This is a genomic window from Aeromonas sp. V90_14 (assembly GCF_029967615.1).
In the GTDB taxonomy this organism is placed as follows: domain Bacteria; phylum Pseudomonadota; class Gammaproteobacteria; order Enterobacterales; family Aeromonadaceae; genus Aeromonas; species Aeromonas hydrophila.
In genome coordinates, this window is sequence record NZ_JASCAS010000029.1 from 31,503 (window position 1) to 50,505 (window position 19,003).

General features: G+C 60.0%; 21 protein-coding genes. 9 read left to right on the top strand and 12 right to left on the bottom strand.

The features are described from left to right. From QLG02_RS10915 to QLG02_RS10950, 8 genes are all read left to right on the top strand, one after another. A complete protein-coding gene (locus tag QLG02_RS10915; protein ID WP_029302149.1) occupies window positions 1–756 on the top strand; it encodes a DsbA family protein in 756 nt (251 codons plus the stop codon). 3 nt (window positions 757–759) lie between these two features. Next, window positions 760–1,287: a protein disulfide oxidoreductase gene (locus tag QLG02_RS10920; protein ID WP_282465161.1), complete on the top strand. Its 528-nt coding sequence runs from the start codon at window positions 760–762 to the stop codon at window positions 1,285–1,287. A 279-nt stretch (window positions 1,288–1,566) separates the two neighbouring features. Then, on the top strand, window positions 1,567–1,851 hold the full coding sequence (locus QLG02_RS10925) for a DnaJ domain-containing protein (protein ID WP_005305278.1): 285 nt from the start codon (window positions 1,567–1,569) through the stop codon (window positions 1,849–1,851). Window positions 1,852–1,874: 23 nt separating this feature from the next. Beyond that, on the top strand, window positions 1,875–2,417 hold the full coding sequence (locus QLG02_RS10930; RefSeq protein ID WP_282465162.1) for a hypothetical protein: 543 nt from the start codon (window positions 1,875–1,877) through the stop codon (window positions 2,415–2,417). Between the two features lie 12 nt (window positions 2,418–2,429). Beyond that, window positions 2,430–3,197 carry a hypothetical protein gene (locus QLG02_RS10935; RefSeq protein WP_282465163.1) on the top strand — a complete coding sequence of 256 codons (768 nt, stop codon included), beginning with the start codon at window positions 2,430–2,432 and terminating at the stop codon, window positions 3,195–3,197. A gap of 11 nt (window positions 3,198–3,208) precedes the next feature. After that, window positions 3,209–4,111 carry a hypothetical protein gene (locus tag QLG02_RS10940; RefSeq protein ID WP_236381986.1) on the top strand — a complete coding sequence of 301 codons (903 nt, stop codon included), beginning with the start codon at window positions 3,209–3,211 and terminating at the stop codon, window positions 4,109–4,111. A 238-nt stretch (window positions 4,112–4,349) separates the two neighbouring features. Beyond that, on the top strand, window positions 4,350–4,601 hold the full coding sequence (locus QLG02_RS10945) for a hypothetical protein (protein ID WP_026080289.1): 252 nt from the start codon (window positions 4,350–4,352) through the stop codon (window positions 4,599–4,601). Between the two features lie 58 nt (window positions 4,602–4,659). After that, a complete protein-coding gene (locus QLG02_RS10950; RefSeq protein WP_282465164.1) occupies window positions 4,660–5,034 on the top strand; it encodes a hypothetical protein in 375 nt (124 codons plus the stop codon). Window positions 5,035–5,167: 133 nt separating this feature from the next. Here the strand turns inward: QLG02_RS10950 and QLG02_RS10955 are convergent, their stop codons facing one another. Then, a complete protein-coding gene (locus QLG02_RS10955) occupies window positions 5,168–5,362 on the bottom strand; it encodes a hypothetical protein (protein ID WP_282465165.1) in 195 nt (64 codons plus the stop codon). A 361-nt stretch (window positions 5,363–5,723) separates the two neighbouring features. Between QLG02_RS10955 and QLG02_RS10960 the strand changes: the two genes are divergently transcribed. Next, on the top strand, window positions 5,724–7,424 hold the full coding sequence (locus tag QLG02_RS10960) for a DUF262 domain-containing HNH endonuclease family protein (RefSeq protein WP_282465166.1): 1,701 nt from the start codon (window positions 5,724–5,726) through the stop codon (window positions 7,422–7,424). A gap of 123 nt (window positions 7,425–7,547) precedes the next feature. Here the strand turns inward: QLG02_RS10960 and parC are convergent, their stop codons facing one another. The 11 genes from parC to nudF form a co-directional block, all read right to left on the bottom strand. Then, the gene (gene parC / locus QLG02_RS10965; protein WP_282465167.1) at window positions 7,548–9,839 is read right to left on the bottom strand and encodes a DNA topoisomerase IV subunit A; all 2,292 of its coding nucleotides are present in this window, start codon (window positions 9,837–9,839) and stop codon (window positions 7,548–7,550) included. 160 nt (window positions 9,840–9,999) lie between these two features. Beyond that, entirely contained in the window at window positions 10,000–11,895 is a 1,896-nt protein-coding gene (gene parE, locus QLG02_RS10970; RefSeq protein ID WP_005305312.1) for a DNA topoisomerase IV subunit B, read from the bottom strand. A 114-nt stretch (window positions 11,896–12,009) separates the two neighbouring features. Further along, window positions 12,010–14,019 (bottom strand): FUSC family protein, encoded by a 2,010-nt coding sequence (locus QLG02_RS10975; RefSeq protein ID WP_282465168.1) that lies wholly within the window; start codon window positions 14,017–14,019, stop codon window positions 12,010–12,012. A 1-nt stretch (window position 14,020) separates the two neighbouring features. Beyond that, entirely contained in the window at window positions 14,021–14,887 is an 867-nt protein-coding gene (locus QLG02_RS10980) for an HlyD family secretion protein (RefSeq protein ID WP_011707470.1), read from the bottom strand. Then, entirely contained in the window at window positions 14,880–15,149 is a 270-nt protein-coding gene (locus QLG02_RS10985; protein ID WP_045525566.1) for a DUF1656 domain-containing protein, read from the bottom strand. The genes QLG02_RS10980 and QLG02_RS10985 overlap by 8 nt, the downstream gene beginning before the upstream one ends. 66 nt (window positions 15,150–15,215) lie before the next feature. Then, entirely contained in the window at window positions 15,216–15,617 is a 402-nt protein-coding gene (locus QLG02_RS10990) for a GFA family protein (RefSeq protein WP_029302140.1), read from the bottom strand. Between the two features lie 37 nt (window positions 15,618–15,654). Continuing rightward, a complete protein-coding gene (locus tag QLG02_RS10995; protein ID WP_282465169.1) occupies window positions 15,655–16,278 on the bottom strand; it encodes an NUDIX hydrolase in 624 nt (207 codons plus the stop codon). A gap of 2 nt (window positions 16,279–16,280) precedes the next feature. Then, window positions 16,281–16,868 carry a YqiA/YcfP family alpha/beta fold hydrolase gene (locus QLG02_RS11000; protein WP_254197419.1) on the bottom strand — a complete coding sequence of 196 codons (588 nt, stop codon included), beginning with the start codon at window positions 16,866–16,868 and terminating at the stop codon, window positions 16,281–16,283. Window positions 16,869–16,877: 9 nt separating this feature from the next. Next, window positions 16,878–17,696 carry a 3',5'-cyclic-AMP phosphodiesterase gene (gene cpdA / locus QLG02_RS11005; RefSeq protein WP_011707475.1) on the bottom strand — a complete coding sequence of 273 codons (819 nt, stop codon included), beginning with the start codon at window positions 17,694–17,696 and terminating at the stop codon, window positions 16,878–16,880. Between the two features lie 26 nt (window positions 17,697–17,722). Beyond that, window positions 17,723–18,169, bottom strand: a complete 447-nt coding sequence (locus tag QLG02_RS11010) for a DUF1249 domain-containing protein (RefSeq protein ID WP_017409511.1) — start codon at window positions 18,167–18,169, stop codon at window positions 17,723–17,725. Window positions 18,170–18,277: 108 nt separating this feature from the next. Continuing rightward, window positions 18,278–18,919, bottom strand: a complete 642-nt coding sequence (nudF, locus tag QLG02_RS11015) for an ADP-ribose diphosphatase (protein WP_016352088.1) — start codon at window positions 18,917–18,919, stop codon at window positions 18,278–18,280. Between the last annotated feature and the right edge of the window lie 84 nt (window positions 18,920–19,003).

The window sequence follows — 19,003 nt, forward strand, 5'->3', positions numbered from 1 at the left end:
ATGACCCTGCGTACCCTGAAACTGCGCACCCTCACCCTCTGCACCGCCCTGGTTGCCGGCACCCTCTGCGCCCCCTTGCTGCAGGCGGCGCCCTTTACCCCGGAGCAGGAGGCACGCATCAAGGAGCTCATTCGCGAGACCCTGGTCGCCAACCCCAAGATCCTCGACGAGGCGGCCGAATCCTGGGAGAAGCAGAACGCCGCAGCCCAGGAGGCCCAGCTCGGCGATTTCATCAAGGGCAATCAGGATGTGCTGTTCAACAGCACCACCAGCCCGCGCCTCGGCGCCAAGCACCCCAAGCTGACCCTGGTGTTGTTCACCGACTACAACTGCCCCTACTGCAAGCAGTTCGATCCCCAGCTGACCAAGCTGCTCAAGGCCTATCCCGACGATCTGGGGCTGGTGATCAAGCTGTTGCCGTTCAAGGGGCAGAGCTCCGCCAAGGCGGCCCAGTACAGCCTGACCCTGTGGCAGCAGGAGCCGGCCCGCTTCCTCGCCCTGCACGACAAGCTGATGAGCAAGCAGGGGATGCTGACCGAAGCGGACATCAACAAGGCGTTGGCGGCCACCGGCAACACCGCCCTCAAGCCCGATGCCAAGGCCACCGAGGAGCTGCGCAACAGCCTTCGCATCGGCACTCTTCTTGGCGTGCAGGGCACCCCGGCGACCCTTATCGGCAACCAGCTGGTACCGGGTGCCGTGCCCTATGACGAGCTGGAGCAGCTGGTGAAGGCCGAGCTGGCCAAGCGGAGCTAAGCCATGGCGGAGGATGCAGTCGTAAAACCACCACGCTGGCGCCGCTGGGGCAAGGAGGCGCTCTGGCTGCTGCTGATGGCGCTGGTCATCTCTACCCTGCTGGATCTGTGGCGCGGCCCCACCCTGCCGGCAGGGGCCATGGAGGCACCCTTCACCCTGCAGGATGGCACCGTCACCAGCCTGGCCGAGCAGAGCCGCGGCAAGCCGCTGCTGGTCTACTACTGGGCCAGCTGGTGTGGCGTCTGCCGCTTCACCACCCCCACGGTGGAGCAGCTCTGGCAGCAGGGTGAAAACGTGCTGACGGTGGCGCTGCGCTCCGGCAGCGATGACCAGTTGCGCGCCGGGATGGCGAAGAAGGGGCTTGCCTTTCCCACCCACAACGATGAGCGAGGGGAGCTGGCCGCACGCTGGCAGGTAGGGGTCACCCCCACCTTCCTCATCATCAAGGATGGGAAGCTGGTGAGCAGCACCACCGGCTGGAGCTCATGGCTCGGGCTCAAAGCCCGTCTGCTGTGGGCCAGCCTGCGCTGACCCCTGACCTCGACGCCCGGCCAGTCCGGGCGTTTTTTCAACCCCTGTCACACATGGGTCGCCATGGAACTGACAAAATAGTCACAAACGGCCCCAAACCTCCCCTGACGAGGCCCCGCACGACGCCACCCGCACGCCCATCTGTTCGCTTCCTATCCATGGCGATGGCGGCCTGTTTGCGTTAAAATGTCGGGTTTTTGCCGAGCCTGGTTTGCCAAGAGCCCCGCCGCCAGGCCAGCGCAGGGTCAATTCCACGATGCCAGTGAGGCAGGATCCGTCATGAACAACTACTTCCGGGTGTTGGGCGTCAAGTCCAACGCCAGTGAAAACGACATCAAGAAAGCCTATCGACGGCTGTCGAACCAGTACCACCCCGACAAGCTGCACGGGGCGAGCGAAGAAGAGAAAGAGCAGGCAGCCCTCAAGCTGCACCAGGTAAAGCAGGCTTATGAAGTGCTGTCCGATCCGAAACAGCGGGCCGCCTTTATCAAGGATTTCAACAACGTCATCGTGACCGATCCCGCTGCTGCCATGCAGGAGATGTGGGACCAGTTCTACCCCTGAGCCACCAGGCAAGAAGAGCGACTATGCAAAATAAATGGGACCAGGCACGGCTCAAGGCCCTGCAAAGCGATGCCAGTGAAAACATCGAATCCTACCGGGATCAGGACGACCCCAAGGGACTCGAGCAGTTCACCGACCAGATGAAGGCCCTGCTGCTGGCCGATATGAGCATGCTGGAGTTCATGCCCGAATACCTGCCGCTCGCCCTCTATGGCCGGGTGCAGTTCCCGCCCAAGGCCAAACAGCAGTGGAACAAGTGGCTCGCCAGCGGCGAGCAGCCGAGCTGGGACGAGTTCAAGGTGAGCGTCGGCTTCAACAACGCCGTCCTGCCGCTGGTCAAGGCGGTGCGGGCCCAGAGCGAAGATCAGCTGATGGAAGCCTGCGCCGTGCTGTTCCTGCTCGACAACCCGCTGCCGCGCGGCAACCACCGCGGCGATGACGACGTTGATCTGCGCGACGATGAAGAGGAAGACGGGGAAGATGCCGACGCCGATTACCACGGCGGCAGTGACCGCTATGGTGATGACGACGGCGATCAGGATATGTACGACGAAGTCCGTTTCTAATTGGGGCAAGGCATGAGCAACAGTCTGATAGAAATTACCGCCATCGAGATCAAAGAGCTGGCCGTCATCGAGCCGAAGCAGGCCAGCGAAAAGTTCGAGCTGATCGCCAAGACCATGTCTGACGACCAGCTGGCAGAAGTGATTGAAAACATTGATATCGTTACCCTGACCCAGATCAACGGCCAGCACGACATCTCCTTCCCCTCCATCATCTCCGAGCTGATGACGCCGGAGCGGATCCGCGACATCGTCTGCCAGCAGCCGCTCTACTGGGAAGAGGCGATCAAGAACAACGCCGACGAGCTGCAGCAGCACACCTTCGACTTCCTCAACTACCTGATCCGCACCCAGGATAGCGAAGCCAAGCAGCGCGAGATCCTCGAGTGCGTGGCCGAAGACCCGGCCGGTCTCTTCTACCTCGCCATCCCCTTTATCGAGTTCTATCGTGGCGATCGCTATGAAGAGGACGAAGGCTATCGCGACGCGCTGCACGCCGAAGAGGAAGATCTCGAAGAGTCCCTGCGCTACAGCGAGCGCCAGCAGAGCGAGGATGTCCACGACTACGCGCTGGACGACCCGAGAAGCCTGCTGATGCTCATTCGCGAGCTGGCCCCCGAGGTGGAGAAAGCCATCAAGGCGCTGCTGCGCAATGAACACTCCACTTGGGACGGCATCATCAACAAGTTTGCCGCCGAGCTGGTGATGCAGGCCAAAGAGAAGAACAAGGTCGAGGAAGACGAGTACGGTGACGTCGACGACATGTTCAGCTTTCTGGATTAAGGAGCCCATTCATGCAGTTAGTCATTCGCGATGCCAACCAGGGCCCCTTTCTGACCCAGGTGCTGCGCTTTGGCCGCGACAATGAACGTTTGAGCGAGCAACAGCTGGCCGCCATCAAGGGCAAAGCGGTGCTGATGAGCCTCAAATTCGCCGACAAGTACTACAACAAGTACAAGATGCACCTGCTGGAGCAGGCCGCCCACGACGTCATCGGCGTGGTGAGCCTCGGCCTGCAGGAGCTCTCGGCGCGGGATCCCGCCAAGGCGCTGGCGCTGCTACAGGCGCCGGAAGGCCCTATCAAGCCGTTCCAGAAGGGCTGGTCGATGCTCATCACCGTCAGCCCCAAGCAGGCTGGCAACAGCCTCTATGGTGACGTGGATGCCCGCCTTTTGGACAAGATCTCGAGCCCGCCCGATGTGGAGGAGTGGCAAGGGTGGCAGGAGTACGAGAAGGCGCTGACCGAGCACAACAAGAGCCGCCTGATGGAACTCATCGACCAGCACTTCTTCGCCTGCGAGAGCGACCACCCCACCATGGAGGACAAGCTGGCCGAAGCGCTGCTCTACCGCATCCTCTGCGGCAAGGGCAGTGGCGCCGCCCCGCTCAAGGTGAAACAGGATCTCAAGCGCAAGCTGGCGCGGGAGATTGAGCTCGACGAGCGCTGGTACGACACCGACTACCTCGCCGCCCAGCTCGCCCTGATGTTGAACGCGCTACCCGCCGACATGGCCGCCGCCCTGCGCCAGGAGCTGAGCCCGGGCTTTGTGCCCAACCTGCTGCACACCCTCGGCTTTGTGCGCCAGTACCAGCTACTGCAAAAAGAGAACGCCTCGCCAGAGAAGCTCGACAACATCGAGATGCGTGCCGGTCTCAAGCACCCGCTGCTCGGCTGGCCGCTCTATCACGACTTCTAAGGGGCCATGCCCCCTTGCAGGACGGCACTTGCCTCTCCTCCCACAACGCCCGGCTTGCCGGGCGTTGTGCTATCCGCCATCCCGCTGGCAGCAGAAACCTTTGCCATGGCCGCCGCCCTTGGCAGAAAACTACCCCGTAAGCGTCATTGGCCCCATTTTTGGCAGGGATATAATGACTCCCCCATACAAGCCGCCGGGGAGCCAGGCCGTGAGCAGAAAGCCGGACCGCATGACCGCCATGCAGCAGATCATCGACGCCGTGAAGGCGGAATTTCCGCTCTATCAACCGGATACCTTCAAGTGCGGGCCGGACAACACCTGCATCGGCTGTCCCAAGAAGCTGATGGAGCTGGTGGATACGGATCTCTGCTACTGGCAATATCAGATCGATCGCGGCATTCCACCCTCCTTCGACGAGATCCAGCGCTTCGGCAAGATGTGCAAAAACATCCGCCGGGCCCTGGTGCGCAATGGCCGCATCCCCGCCTGAGCGCCGCGTCACAGCCACGGGAGAAGCCCCCATCGGCAACCCCCGAGAGGAACAGTTTATGACCCAGGAAAGGATACAGACCCGCTACACCCTGAATGGCCCCCTTACCAACCACGCCGAGCTGGAACTGGCCATCGCCCGGGTGATAGAGGCCCACAAGCAAGACTTCTTCCCCCTGCTGGAGCGGCTGGTGGATGTGGGTGACAGTCGGGTCAAGCTCAGTCAGAAAGACCCGCTGCGGGTACTGGGGGTGGAACTCGACGGGGCTAACACCGGCGGCGGTGCGCGCCTCAGCTACGAATCCAACTTCGCCGAGAGCTGCCGGCTGATCGATGAATATGACCAGCACCAGACCAGCGTGGCCTTTCGTCTCGACGGGGATCAGCTGATATTCGATCTTGAGCTGCCCATACAGTGGAATTTCGACAACTAGGGCTACTCCCCCGCCTTCGCTCAGCATCCTGCCCATCACAAGAAAGGAGCCTTGCCGGCTCCTTTTTCACTGATTCACCGCATCAAGCGGATTGTCCCGCCCTCTGCGTCACCCCTCAGGTGAGATAGTAACGTCACGACCGGACCGGCTCGGCGAAACCGACCCGGATGCAGAAGGGCGCCAGATCGTGATTGGCCTGCTCCAGGCTGAGGGTCTGATGGTTGTCCTCCCGGCACCACTGCACGAACTCGCCGCTGTTAAAGCTGTAGTGATCCCCGTGAAAGACCCCGTGTGCTTCGATCAGATCGATGGCTTTGTCGATCTCCATGATTGGCCTCCTGGCTTTGTGCTCTCCTCTTCAATCTTAGCGAGCAGGGACTATTGGCGAGGCGTAATCGGTCGTATCGTTGACCCAGTGACGATTGGAAAAGAGGAAAGGAGGGTTGCCAGTAGGGCAGCGACTGCCGGTTTTCGTGAATGTCTGATTACGCTGCGCTAATCAAACCTACGGCCCTATCAGCCGCTGCATATGAGCAAAATGTCATAGTGAAAAACTGGGTTGGATCACAATAAGAGACTATTCCATTCGGGTAATATGTAGTTTAAAAAATCTGACTTTCTTATACTCAGTATAAATATACCAAAAAAATTTTTAACTCGGCATAACACTGACTTTATTGGTAGATAAAATGAAAATTGAATCTAAAGACACTGATGTTGAAAGTTTACTTGTAGGATCTTATTTTCACATTCCTAGATTTCAGCGTCCATACTCATGGGATGATGAAAACATCAATGATTTTTGGGATGATGTGGTTGTTAATCAATCCGAAGACTATTTCATAGGTTCCATGGTAGTTTTCAAAAAAGAAAAACAACATTTTGGGGTTGTTGATGGGCAACAAAGGCTAACAACCATTACAATATTACTTTGTGTGTTGAGAGATTGTTTTTTAAAGCTAAAATATGAGGATTTGGCAAAAGGCATTCATCAACTAATCGAACGTAAGGATAGAAGCAATAAGAATGAGTATGTACTAAAAACAGAAACATCCTTTCCATATTTTCAAGAACACATCCAAAAATTCAATGAAGATCCCGAACTAGAAACAAAAACCAGATTAGAGGAAAGCAAGCTAAAGAATGCACATGATGTATTCAACAAGCTAGTCAATTCAATGCTTCACTCGATCGATATAGACACATCTGTAAAGCCAGAATTAAAAGTAGAATTAAAAATAAAAAAACTATTGGACGTTAGAAATTCCGTCTTAAATCTCAATTTGATTTTTGTCACATTAGATACTGAAGATGATGCATACATCATATTTGAAACGTTAAATACTAGAGGTAAAGACTTAGCATTAACTGATTTAGTAAAGAACCATTTTTCAAAAAACCTTAAATCAAAGGGAGATGTTGATCACACCAAACTGAAATGGGAATTGATGTTAGATACTATACACAACTCCTCAACTGATATTTCAATGGATAATTTCATATACCATTTTTGGTCATCAAGATATGAAGCTGTCCCACTTAAGAAGTTGTTCCAAAAAATAAAAAAAGAAATCCTTAAAGCTAACGCAAGATCATATCTTGACGACCTCGTATCTGATGCAAAAATATATCGATCTATTCATGAGCAAAATTTTGTATGGACGAAAAATGAAACTGAAGTATCAAATTCTTTGTACGCTTTACAAATGTTTAAGGTTTCTCAACCAACACCAGCTACGATGGCACTAGTAAGAGCGTACAGAGACAATAAAATAAAATACAAAAAACTACGTGATGCATTAAGTGCAATCGAGAAATTCCATTTTATATTTACAGCTATCACGTCTTCACGCTCTTCTGGTGGCATATCCGCGATGTACTCATCTTTTGCCATAAAATTATTCGAGTCAAATGACTCACAGGAAGCGGCAACAATAATAAATGATTTTATATCAAAGCTGCGAGATAAGAGACCATCGTTAGAAGAATTTAAAGTTGCATTTAAAGAGATTAGATATACAAATACAAACTCAAAGCAGAAAAATCTTGTTAGATATATTCTGGAAAAATTCTCCATGCATTATTCATATAAATATCCTGTAGACTTTGATGAATTGACCATAGAGCATTTTTGTCCACAAAAAAACATTGGCATAGGAGAATGGACTGAATCATCTGTTGGCTGCTTAGGAAATTTAATATTTTTAGACCAAGAAATGAATGGAAGAATAAACACAAAAGAATTTAAAGAAAAAAAGGATCTTCTTATTAATGAACAATATACATTGCCACAGTTTCTTATAGAGCAAGAAGAATGGCTTCCATCATCCGTGTTTGCTCACGCCGATATTATGGCTACGGAAGCATATAATGAAATATGGAAAATATGACACCTGCTATATGAACACCAACTTTAGTTGGTTACAATATCAAAATCATTGAGTGCGGCAGTCCGTAATTTAATACGAACCCATATCCTCAAATAGAAGGGAGCTTCTGCTCCCTTCTATTTTTCAACCTTCCTGATCTTCCCCGGCTACCGGCTCGGCGCCGGCGACGGGTTCAATCTCGATGCGATCGACGCGCTGCAGACCGCGGGGCAGTTTGGCGCCGCGGCGACCGCGCTCGCCGCGGTAGTAGTCAAGATCAGAGGGCTTGAGGGTGAGCTTGCGCTTGCCGGCAAACAGGGTGACCGACTGGCCCTGCGGGATGACGGCGGCCATCACCACAAACTCCTCTCGTGCCTTCACGCGCGCCGAGGGGATGCTGATGAGCTTGTTGCCCTTGCCCTTGCCGAGCACCGGCAGGGTATTGAGCGGGAACAGCAGCATGCGCCCCTCGTTGGAGATGGCCATGCAGAGATCGGTGTCCGGCGCGCCTATCTTCTGGGGTGCCATCACCAGGCCCCCTTCCGGCACGGTGAGCAGCGCCTTGCCGTTCTTGTTCTTGCCAATCAGGTCGTCGTATTTGCAGACGAAGCCGTAACCGGCGTCGGAACAGATCAGATACGGCTCACCTTCGTTGCCCATCACCAGATGGCGCACCTCTTCCCCGGCGCCCAGCGCGAAGCGGCCGGTGAGCGGCTCGCCCTGACTGCGGGCGGAGGGCAGAGTGTGGGCCTCCAGCGAGTAGGTTCTCCCCAGAGTGGAGAGGAACACTGCCTGCTGGTTGCTGCGGCCATGAGCATGGGCGAGGTAGTTGTCCCCCGCCTTGTAGGAGAGGCCCTCCACATCGACGTCGTGGCCCTTGGCGGCGCGTACCCACCCCTTGTCAGAGAGGATCACGGTAACCGGCTCACTCGGGGTGAGCTCCTTCTCGGTCAGGGCCACGGCGGTGGCGCGCTCCACCAGCGGGGTGCGGCGATCGTCGCCGTACTTCTCGGCGTCCGCCAGGATCTCTTTCTTCAGCAATGTGCTGAGACGGCGCTCGGAACCCAGGATCAGTTCCAGCTTGTCGCGCTCTTCCGCCAGTTCATTCTGCTCGGCGCGCAGCTTGAACTCTTCGAGCTTGGCCAGGTGGCGCAGTTTCAGCTCGAGGATCGCCTCGGCCTGGGTCTCGCTGATGTTGAAACGCTCCATCATCACCCGGCCCGGCTCCTCCTCGGTACGGATGATCTCGATCACCTCGTCGATATTGAGGTAGGCAATGAGCAAGCCTTCGAGGATGTGCAGGCGGGCCAGCACCTTGTCGAGGCGATACTGCAGGCGGCGACGCACCGTCTCACGGCGGAAGCTCAACCACTCGGTGAGGATGGTCTTGAGGTCTTTCACCTGGGGCCGGTTGTCCAGACCCAGGATGTTGAGGTTGACCCGGTAGTTCTTCTCTAAGTCCGTGGTAGCGAACAGGTGGGCCATCAGCCCCTCTACATCCACCCGGTTGGAGCGCGGCACGATCACCAGACGGGTCGGGTTCTCGTGGTCCGACTCATCGCGCAGATCGGTGACCATCGGCAGCTTCTTGGCCACCATCTGGGCGGCAATCTGCTCCATGATCTTGGCGCCGGAGGCCTGATGGGGCAGCGCCGTGATGACGATGTCGCCATCTTCTTCGCTCCACACTGCTCGCTGCTTGATGGAGCCCTTGCCGGTCTCGTAGATTTTGCGGATGTCATCGCGGGGCGTGATGATCTCTGCATTGGTCGGGTAATCCGGCCCCTGCACATGGGCCATCAGGGCATCCAGGCCGGCATTGGGGTTGTCCAAGAGCTCCACGCAGGCGTGGGCCACTTCCCGCGCGTTGTGGGGCGGGATATCGGTCGCCATGCCTACCGCTATACCGGTCACCCCGTTGAGCAGGATGTGCGGCAGGCGGGCGGGCAGCACCACCGGCTCCTTCATGGTGCCGTCGAAGTTCGGCGTCCACTCCACCGTGCCCTGGCCGAGCTCGGAGAGCAGCAGCTCGGAGAAGCGCGACAGGCGCGCCTCGGTATAACGCATGGCGGCGAAGGATTTGGGATCGTCCGGCGCCCCCCAGTTGCCCTGACCGTCCACCAGCGGGTAGCGGTAGGAGAAGGGCTGGGCCATCAGCACCATGGCTTCATAACAGGCGCTGTCGCCATGGGGGTGGTACTTACCCAGCACGTCACCCACGGTACGGGCGGACTTCTTGTGCTTGGACAGCGCCGACAGACCCAGCTCGCTCATGGCGTAGATGATGCGCCGCTGCACGGGCTTGAGGCCGTCGCCGATATGCGGCAGGGCCCGATCCATGATGACGTACATGGAGTAGTTCAAGTAAGCCTGTTCGGTAAAGGTGCGCATTGGCTGGCGCTCTACCCCGTCCAGACTGAGCTCTAGATCGCTCATAGATTTGTTCTCTTTCGGTTATAGAGCCGGTTGGCGCTCTACTTCATCCACAGACTGAGCTCGATAGCATCACTCATGTGATTATCTCTTTCGGTTCGGGAGCCCCCACAGGGCGGCTCCGGCTAAATGCTTGCCGGCCCCGACAGGGCCGGCCGACGGCTTAGATGATGGCGAGGTTGCCCTTCTCTTCCAGCCACTCGCGGCGATCGCTCGCCCGCTTCTTGGCCAGCAGCATGTCCATCAGCTGCAGGGTCTCATCCCCTTCAGCCTCTGGTCCCATGGTGAGCTGCACCAGACGGCGGGTGTTGGGATCCATGGTGGTTTCCCGCAGCTGTTTCGGGTTCATCTCACCCAGCCCCTTGAATCGGGTCACCATCACCTTGCCCTTCTTCTTCTCGGCTTCGACCCGCTGCAGCACGCCGTTCTTCTCGTCCTCGTCGAGGGCGTAGTAGACCTCTTTACCGATATCGATCCGGTAGAGGGGTGGCATGGCCACATAGACGTGGCCCTGATTGACCAGCGCGCGGAAGTGTTTCACGAACAGGGCGCAGAGCAGGGTGGCGATGTGCAGACCGTCCGAATCCGCATCCGCCAGGATGCACACCTTGCCGTAGCGCAGGCCGGAGAGATCGTCGGAGTCCGGGTCGAGCCCGATGGCCACCGAGATGTCGTGCACCTCCTGCGAGGCGAGCACCTGACCGGCCTCCACCTCCCAGGTGTTCAGGATCTTGCCGCGCAGCGGCATGATGGCCTGAAACTCCCGATCCCGCGCCTGCTTGGCACTGCCGCCTGCGGAGTCACCCTCCACCAGGAACAGCTCCCCCTGCATGGGGTCGGCGCAGCCGCAGTCGGTGAGCTTGCCGGGCAGGGCCGGGCCCTGGGTTATCTTCTTGCGCACCACCGTCTTGGCGGCGCGCATCCGGCGCTGGGCGCTGGAGATACAGAGCTCGGCCAGCTGTTCGGCCAGCTCGGTGTTGCTGTTCAGATAGAGGCTGAAGGCATCCTTCACCACGCCGGAGACGAAGGCAGAACTCTGACGGGAGGAGAGCCGCTCCTTGGTCTGACCGGCAAACTGCGGATCCTGCATCTTGATGGAGAGGATGTAGGCGCAGCGATCCCAGATATCTTCCGGGGTCAGCTTGACCCCGCGCGGCAGCAGGTTGCGAAACTCACAGAACTCGCGCATGGCGTCGAGCAGGCCCTGACGCAGACCGTTGACGTGAGTACCGCCCTGGGCGGTGGGGATCAGGTTCACATAGGATTCGGCGAGGCATTCCCCCCCTTCCGGCAGCCAGCAGAGGGCCCAGTCCACCGCCGACTGCTCGGTGCTGAAGGCGCCGACGAAGGGCTGCTCCGGCAGGCAGGTGAACTGCTTGACCGCGTCGACCAGGTAATCCTTGAGGCCGTCTTCATAGCACCACTCCAGCTTGATGCCGGTGTTCTTGTCGAGGAACTTGATGGTCAGACCCGGGCAGAGCACCGCCTTGGCCTTGAGCAGGTGCTCCAGCTTGGAGACCGAGAAACGGGGCGAATCGAAGTAGTGGGCTTCCGGCCAGAAGCGTACCCGGGTGCCGGTGTTGCGGCGCCCGCAGGTGCCGGTGATGGTCAGCTCCTGCACCTTTTCGCCCTTCTCGAAGGCGATGTCGTAGACCTGGCCGTCACGGCGCACCGTCACTTCGACCCGCTCGGAGAGGGCGTTCACCACCGAGATGCCCACCCCGTGCAGACCGCCGGAGAACTGGTAGTTCTTGTTGGAGAACTTGCCGCCCGCGTGCAGCTTGCAGAGGATCAGCTCCACCCCGCACACCCCTTCCTCTGGGTGGATGTCGACCGGCATGCCGCGACCGTCGTCGATCACCTCGAGGGACTGATCTTCATACAGGGTCACCTCCAGGGTACGGGCGTGACCCGCCAGCGCCTCGTCGACGCTGTTGTCGATGACCTCCTGGCCGAGGTGATTGGGCCGGGTGGTGTCGGTATACATGCCGGGGCGGCGACGCACCGGTTCAAGGCCATTGAGGACCTCAATGGCATCCGCATTGTATTGAGTAGACATGGAGGGCCTTGCGAATTGACGTTTGGGGAGAATCTTACTCGTTGGGAGGGTATTGGACAAACCCGGCGGCGGCAAAGCTTGATCCGGACGGGGTAAGTCGCCCCGTCGGCCAGTTCAGCGCGCCTCGGCCGCCACCGGCAGCGCCTGCTGCAACTGGGAGAGCGAGCTGTGCAGCCGCCACACCATGCCGGCCAGCTCCCGCGCCGTCGGCTCCCTGTGGTTGGCCAGGGCCGCACTGATCCGCTGCAGCTCGGCCAGGGTGCGATCCAGGGAGGCGTGCTGCACCCCCTGCTCGGTGAGGATCCCCTGCAGAGAGCGGATGCAGTTGTCGCGCACCAGGTAGAGGGGCTGATCCTCGCCGCGCCACTGACGCAGCTGCCAGACGATGTGGCTGCAGTTGAGCAGCACCACGCCCCAGCGCAGCACCCAGAGACGGGCGGTCTGATCCTGGCTCTGGCTGAGCTGGCTGATGCAGTGGTAGATGAGCGATTCGAACTTGCTCTCGCTCTGGCGCGGGGCCGGCTCCAGCTGATCCATGAAGTGGCGGCGCAGGGAGCGGATGAGGCGGCGGCTCTTGCGCCGATCCGAGCTCGGTCGCAGCAGCTGGAACGCCAGTCCGGCGCTCATCACCCCCAGCGCCTGTCCCAGGCTGCCGTTGATGTACTGCAGGTAGTCGTAGCTCGGCGGATTGGTGATGGCGAGAAAGGAGCCGAGCAGCACGATGAGCTGGCCCCACAGCACCGCCTGCCTGGGCTGTTGCTGCTTGAACAGCTGCATGGTGATGAGCACGGGGAACAGCAGGGCGCAGAAGAGCCAGAAGTCGTCGAGGCGGATCATCAGGCCGAACTTGACCGCGAAGCAGATGAGGCTCAGCAGCAGGATCGCCTTGAGCATGGTGTTGGCCCCCTTGGCGGGCGCCGGGGTGGCCGAGTAGAGCACGCAGCAGATGGAGAGCAGGGTCAGCGCCGAGCTGCCCGCATCCCACTGGCTGTGGATCCAGAAGGCGCAGCCCAGCAGCACGCAGAGGAAAGTGCGCCCGCCGTTGTGGGCCGCCTCCAGCGTATCGGTGTGGCTGGTGAGCGAAGAGTGGCGCGGCGGTGCCGGCCACTCCTGATCGTCGTAGCGGGCCAGCCGATCCAGCCAGCGCTGACACTCCAGATAGCTCCAGCAGAAGTGGCGCAGCCGCCGCCAGAAGGTGTGCAGCCGGTAATCGCTGGCCGCCGTCGGCACCAAGGGGGCCAGCAGCCGGGCGATGCGGTACTTGTCGCAACCGGGCTGGCCCAGCTCGGCCAGTAGCCGCTCCAGCAACGCCTGCAGCCCCTCCGGTTGCGCCGGCCAGTTGTGCAGCATGCGGCGCTGGCTGGAGATGAGGCTGATGAGCCGCAGCTGGCGGTGCAGCAGGAAGTTGAGCAGCCGGTTGTGGCGACGCAGCCGATGGTGGCTCCAGACCGCCTGGATGCGCAGCACGTTCATGGTGAGGATCTGGCCGATCAGCCCCTCGTGGGCGGTGCGCACCTCCGGGCTCGCCTCCCCCAGCCAGAGCAGCTGGGCATGCTCCAGCAGACGGGCCTGGGTCTTGTGCAGCGACTGCAGCAGGGTCTCACCATCAGAGGTGCTGGGCAGGATCATCATCAACAGGCCACCGCAGAGGATGCCGATGATCACCTCGCTCACCCGCGCCTGGGCGATGTCGAAGATGTGCTGCGGGTCGGTCACGTTGACGCAGGAGAAGGCGATGATGGCGGCGGTGTAGCCCGCCAGCGCAAAGGCGTAGGAGACGTTGTTCTGATGGTGGTTGGAGATATAGGTGCAGAGCGCCAGCCAGAGCGCGATGAGGAAGCTGAACAGCCAGGGATCGCTGATGCCAAGGCCGGTGATCACCACTGCCGCCATGGCACCGATGAGGCTGCCAACCACCCGCCCCAGACTCTTGCTGATGACCCCGCCCACGGTGGGAAAGCTCACCACGGCGGCTGAGGTCATCGCCCAGTAGGGAGAGTCCAGCTCCAGCACGAAGGCCAGCCAGAGCGACAGGCACATCGCTAGGCTGTTGCGCAGGGCGTAGCGCCACTGGCCGCCATTGGCCTTGCCCCAGGGGGTCTGGCGCCAGAGCGAGGCGGCCACCTTACTCCCCTATGGTGATGGTGCAGGTAGTGCCTGCAATCAGCGTCAGCTCGGGCGGCACCTCCAGCAGCTTGATCCGCACCGGCACCCTCTGAGCCAGCCGCACCCAGGGCACATTGGGTTTGACGTCCAGCAGCAGGTTGTCGGCCCCCTCCACGCTCTGATCGTGGATGGCGCGCCCTATGCTCTCCACTTCGCCGCGCAGCCGCTGCTCCCCGCTGTAGAGCACCACCTCGGCCGGTTTGCCCGGCGCTATGTGCCTGAGCTTGGTCTCCTCGAAGTAGCCCTGCACGTAGAAGGAGTGGATGTCCACCAGCGCCACCAGCGGCACGCCGGCGCTGGCATAGTTGCCGACCCGGGTCTGCAGGTTGGTGATGTAACCGTCGCTCGCGGCATGTACCCGGGTCTTGGCCAGCGACCATCTGGCCTGCTCCAGATTGGCCTGGGCCACCTGGTAGGCCGCCTTCATCGCCTGGGCATTGAGGCGGGCCTCGTCCACCGCCTCGGCGGAGATGACGCTGCGCGACAGGCCGCTGCGCCGGCTCGCCTCGTGCTCTGCCTTGTCGAGATCCGATTTGGCCTTGGCCAGCGCCGCTAGGGCGTTGTCCAGCGCAATCCGGTAGGGCTCGGGATCCAGAGTAAAGATCTCCTCCCCCGCCTTGACCAGCTGGTTGTCCTTCACCGCTATCTTGATGATCTTGCCCGACACCTCGGGGGTGATGCTGACCAGCTCGGCCCGCACCTTGCCATCCCGGGTCCAGGGTCCCTGCATGTAGTAGTTCCACAGCCACCAGCCCGCCGCCAGCGCCAGCGCGCAGACCAGCAGGGTAGAGAAGTATTTGAGGGTCGCGAGGGGTGATTTAGCCATGTAGCAATATCCATAGGGCGCCGCTGACGGCGAGGATAAACAGGGAGAGATCCATCAACAGGGGATGCCAGACATCCCCGCCGTAGAGCCAGTCGCGCAGCAGGTGGTGCACGGGCAGCCAGCCCAGCAGGCCGAGCAGAACCGCCTTGAACAGGGGCGGAAAGTAGAGAGAGGCGCCCAGGATCAGATCCGGCAGTGCTGAAGTTGTCACAAGCGGGCTCCCTGTTGGCAAGCGAGATAATGCGGACTCACAACCCGCCATGCGGCGGGTCTGGCAAGACTATCACAGCCCCGCAGGGCGCTACAGGAGCAGATGAGACCCCGCCGGTCAGACCAGCCGATCCGCCGGATGGTTGATGCCATCGAGCAGCGGCACCTCCCCCAGCTCGAACGGATTGACGCCTTCGAGGCAGGCGAGGTTGTAACCATACTGGGCCGGATTGGAGCGGCGCTGATGGTGGGTGTAGATGCCGCAGATGCTGCAGAAGTAGTGTTTGGCGGTGCGGGTATTGAACTGGTAGCAGCTCAGCACATCCTCTCCCTGCAGGATGCGGATGCCGGCCAGCGGCACCGAGGCGACGATGGCGCCCCGGCGCCGGCAGAGCGAGCAGTCGCAGCGACGCGGATCCACCACGCCGTCCGGCAGGGTCAGCTCCAGCACCACGGCGCCGCAGTGGCAGCTGGCCTTGTGCCGCTCCTGAATGGGGGTATTGCCGATGCGCTTGATCATGCTGCCTCCTTGCAGACGGGTCCAGGTGCCGAGCCAATCAATCAAACAGGGTATCCTGCCGCCCCTGCAGCAAGTGCTCATGGAGAGTTCGCAGCTGGGACTCCACCACCCGATGGCGGGAGAGCGGGGGCAAGTCGTCGATGGGAAAGAACCCCGCCCCTTTGGTTTCATCGGTTTCGGTGAGCAGCTGGCCGCCGGTCACTTCACACAGAAAGAACGCCTTGTGAGCGTGGGGCAGCTGGGGTGGATGAGGGTGTTTTAGCTTGTCGAACAGCGCCAGCAGCTGCACGGCCCGACACGCCAGGCCGGTCTCCTCCACCACTTCGCGCACCACGGCCCCCGCCGGCGAGTCACCGATGTCGCACCAGCCCCCCGGCAGGGTCCAGCAGCCATCACTGCGCTCCTGCACCAGCAGGATATGGCCTGCATCGTTCTGAATGAAGGCCCGCACATCGAGCTTGGGGGTGGGATAACCGCGATCGAGGGCGATCCAGTCGCTGATGGATTCCGGTGCCAGCTCGCTCTGGCTGGCGATGAGCGACACCGTGGCCGCTCGCAGCGCCTCGAAGCGGCCGATGTCGAAGGGATCTTTGGAGTAGGCGAGGCCCGCTTGCGCCGTGGCCAGCACCTGTTCCAGAAAGGTGGCCAACGGCGGCTGCATGGCTAGAGCCCGAGGAAGCGGACGATCTGGGCGGGGTAGCGCTCGAACGCCACGAAGGCGTGGTCGCCGCCGCACTCCAGCGAGAGGCGGGCAAAGCGGTATTCGTCCAGCGCCTTGCGGTAGTCGAGCACCTCGTCCTCCTGCTGTTGCAGTACCCAGAGTCGCTCGGGGGCGCTCACCGGGACCGCCAGCGCCCGCAGCTCATCCATGTGTTCAGGCAGCAGTTGATACTGCTCCCCCGTGTAGGGGTTGGTCTGGGGACCGAGGTAGTCGCAGAGCAGCTCGTGCGGGCGCACCGCCGGATTGATCAGGGCGGCGTGGCAGCCGTATCGCTCGCTGACCCGGGTCGCCATAAAGCCGCCGAGGGAGCTGCCCACGGCGCCCAGCTTGAACTCGTTGCCATAACGGCTCTGCAGATCGGCAACTGTCTGCTCGATGGCCGCCCAGGCCGCTGCCGGGGTGTTGGGCTGGGCCGGGATCACCACCTCGATATCGGGTCTGTGCTCGGCCACCCAGGCTGCCATCTGCTGCGCCTTGGCAGAACCGGGCGAGGAGTTGAAACCGTGCAGGTAGAGGAGTACGGGCTTCATCACGGCTCCTCAATAACCGGTGGCATTGGGGTCGGGCACGAACTGCCCCACCGGCAGACGCCACACCTGGCTGGCGATGCGGCCATCCGGGTAGAGGGTGAGGTAGCGCCAGCCCGGGCCGGATTCGTCCAGCGCGAAGCCATCAGAGAGCGGTTTGAACTGGATGCAGGTGGAGGGGCTGGCGATCAGCCGCACCCCGCGGTGCACCTCGTCAAACTCCTGGTGGACGTGGCCGAACAGTATGGTCTTCTGCTGCGGGTGGCGGGCCAGCACGGCAAACAAGTCGTCGGCATTCTTGAGGTTGTGCTGATCCAGCCAGGCGCAACCCACCGGCACCGCCTGATGGTGCAGGGCGATCAGGGCATGACGCTCGGGATGCTGGCGCAGTGCCTGATCCAGCGCCGCCAGCTGGTGATCCCCCAGCACCCCGTGAGGTTTGCCGCGCACCTGGGTATCCAGCAGGATCACCTGCCAGTGCTCGCCTACCAGCTGCTTGGCCTCGCTGATGCCGGCCGCGTGCAGGTATTCGGTCATCAGGGGGCCGTCGTCGTGGTTGCCGGGCAGCCAGTAGATGGGACGCGCCAGCGGCGCCATCATGGAGGCGAAGCGCTGGTAGGACTCCGGACTGTGATCCTGGGAGAGATCCCCGGTGGCGAGGATCAGATCGAACGGATGGTCATTGGCCTGCACCCGTTCCAGCACGGCAGCCAGGCTCTCGGCAGTGCGCACGGCCAATAGCCGCCCCTCGGCACTCGCGAAGAGGTGGGTGTCGGTAATTTGCAACAGGCGCACACTGCCGTCCTGCGCCTGGGGTAGCTCTGTTTCCAAAATCACGCTTCTTTTTATGAGTTCAACTAGAGGATGTTTATCAGGCTGGTACCATGTCTGAGACAAAATTTTAGCCAATCGGCCAGAAACAGGTTTACCTGCTCCTTTTCATCCCGCTGGTGCATATTTTTATTGGGATAATCATAACGTGGTTGCAACCTTGAAATCTGTTGCGCCGCACACACTTCCGCCATCCGCACGTCATGGTACAAACGAATCTCTATCCGGGCCTGCAAATAACTCGGCAATTCCGGGTTGTGCTGGGCCAGGATCACCTGGCTGGTGAAGCGACTCTCCTCGCTCACCGTGAGCTGAAACTGCAGGCCGTTGCCCACCTGATAGCGGCGTTCGGCACCGACACTGCCGCCCGGGGGCAACAGCTTCATCAGGGTCATGTAGTTGACCTCGCAGGTACGCTGCAAGGACATCAAATCAGGCACATAGCGCTTCATCGGGCTCTGGACTAACGACATTTCTCAGCTCCATCAATCCGAGCACATGGATAGTTGACCTCACAAGTACGCTGCAAGGACATCAAATCAGGCACATAGCGCTTGGCCTGGGTATGAACGAGCGCCACCTTAGCGCCCCGCCAGCCAGCGGGCACGCAGCTCGCCGTGATTGAGAGCCAGCCACTGCAGGGCGATGACGGAGGCGGCGTTGTCGATGCGCCCCTCTTTGAGCCAGGCATAGGCCTGCTCGCGGCTCACCACGTGAACCCGGATGTCTTCCCCCTCTTCCGCCAGACCGTGGATCCCCTCGGCCTTGCTGGCATCCACCTCGCCCACGTAGACCTCGATACGCTCGGTGCTGCCGCCCGGGCTCACCAGATAGCTGATGGCGTGTTCGCAGCGGCCCACCTCGATGCCCGCCTCTTCCACAGCCTCACGCCGCACCACCTCTTCAGCGACCTCGCCCGGGTCTATGATGCCGGCCACCAGCTCCAGCAGCCAGGGGGTGGCGCTGGTCTCGATGGCGCCGATACGGAACTGCTCCACCAGTACGATCTGGTCACGCACCGGGTCGTAAGGCAACAGAGCGGCGGCATGGCCGCGCTCGAACAGCTCGCGGACGATGGGCTCGTTCCAGCCCCCTGCAAATAACCTGTGCTGCAGACGATAGACGTTCACTTTGAAGAACCCGTTATATCCTGCTGATTTATCGATAATTTTCACGTCATCGGCAGAGTAGTGACGGGTTTGGGGCAAGGCTTGCTGCGACATACGAGACTCCCGCCAGCTTGACTTGGCTCGGTTAGGCCATAAAATCCGGGAACATGAATGAACATTCATTCACTCGCTCCCGTC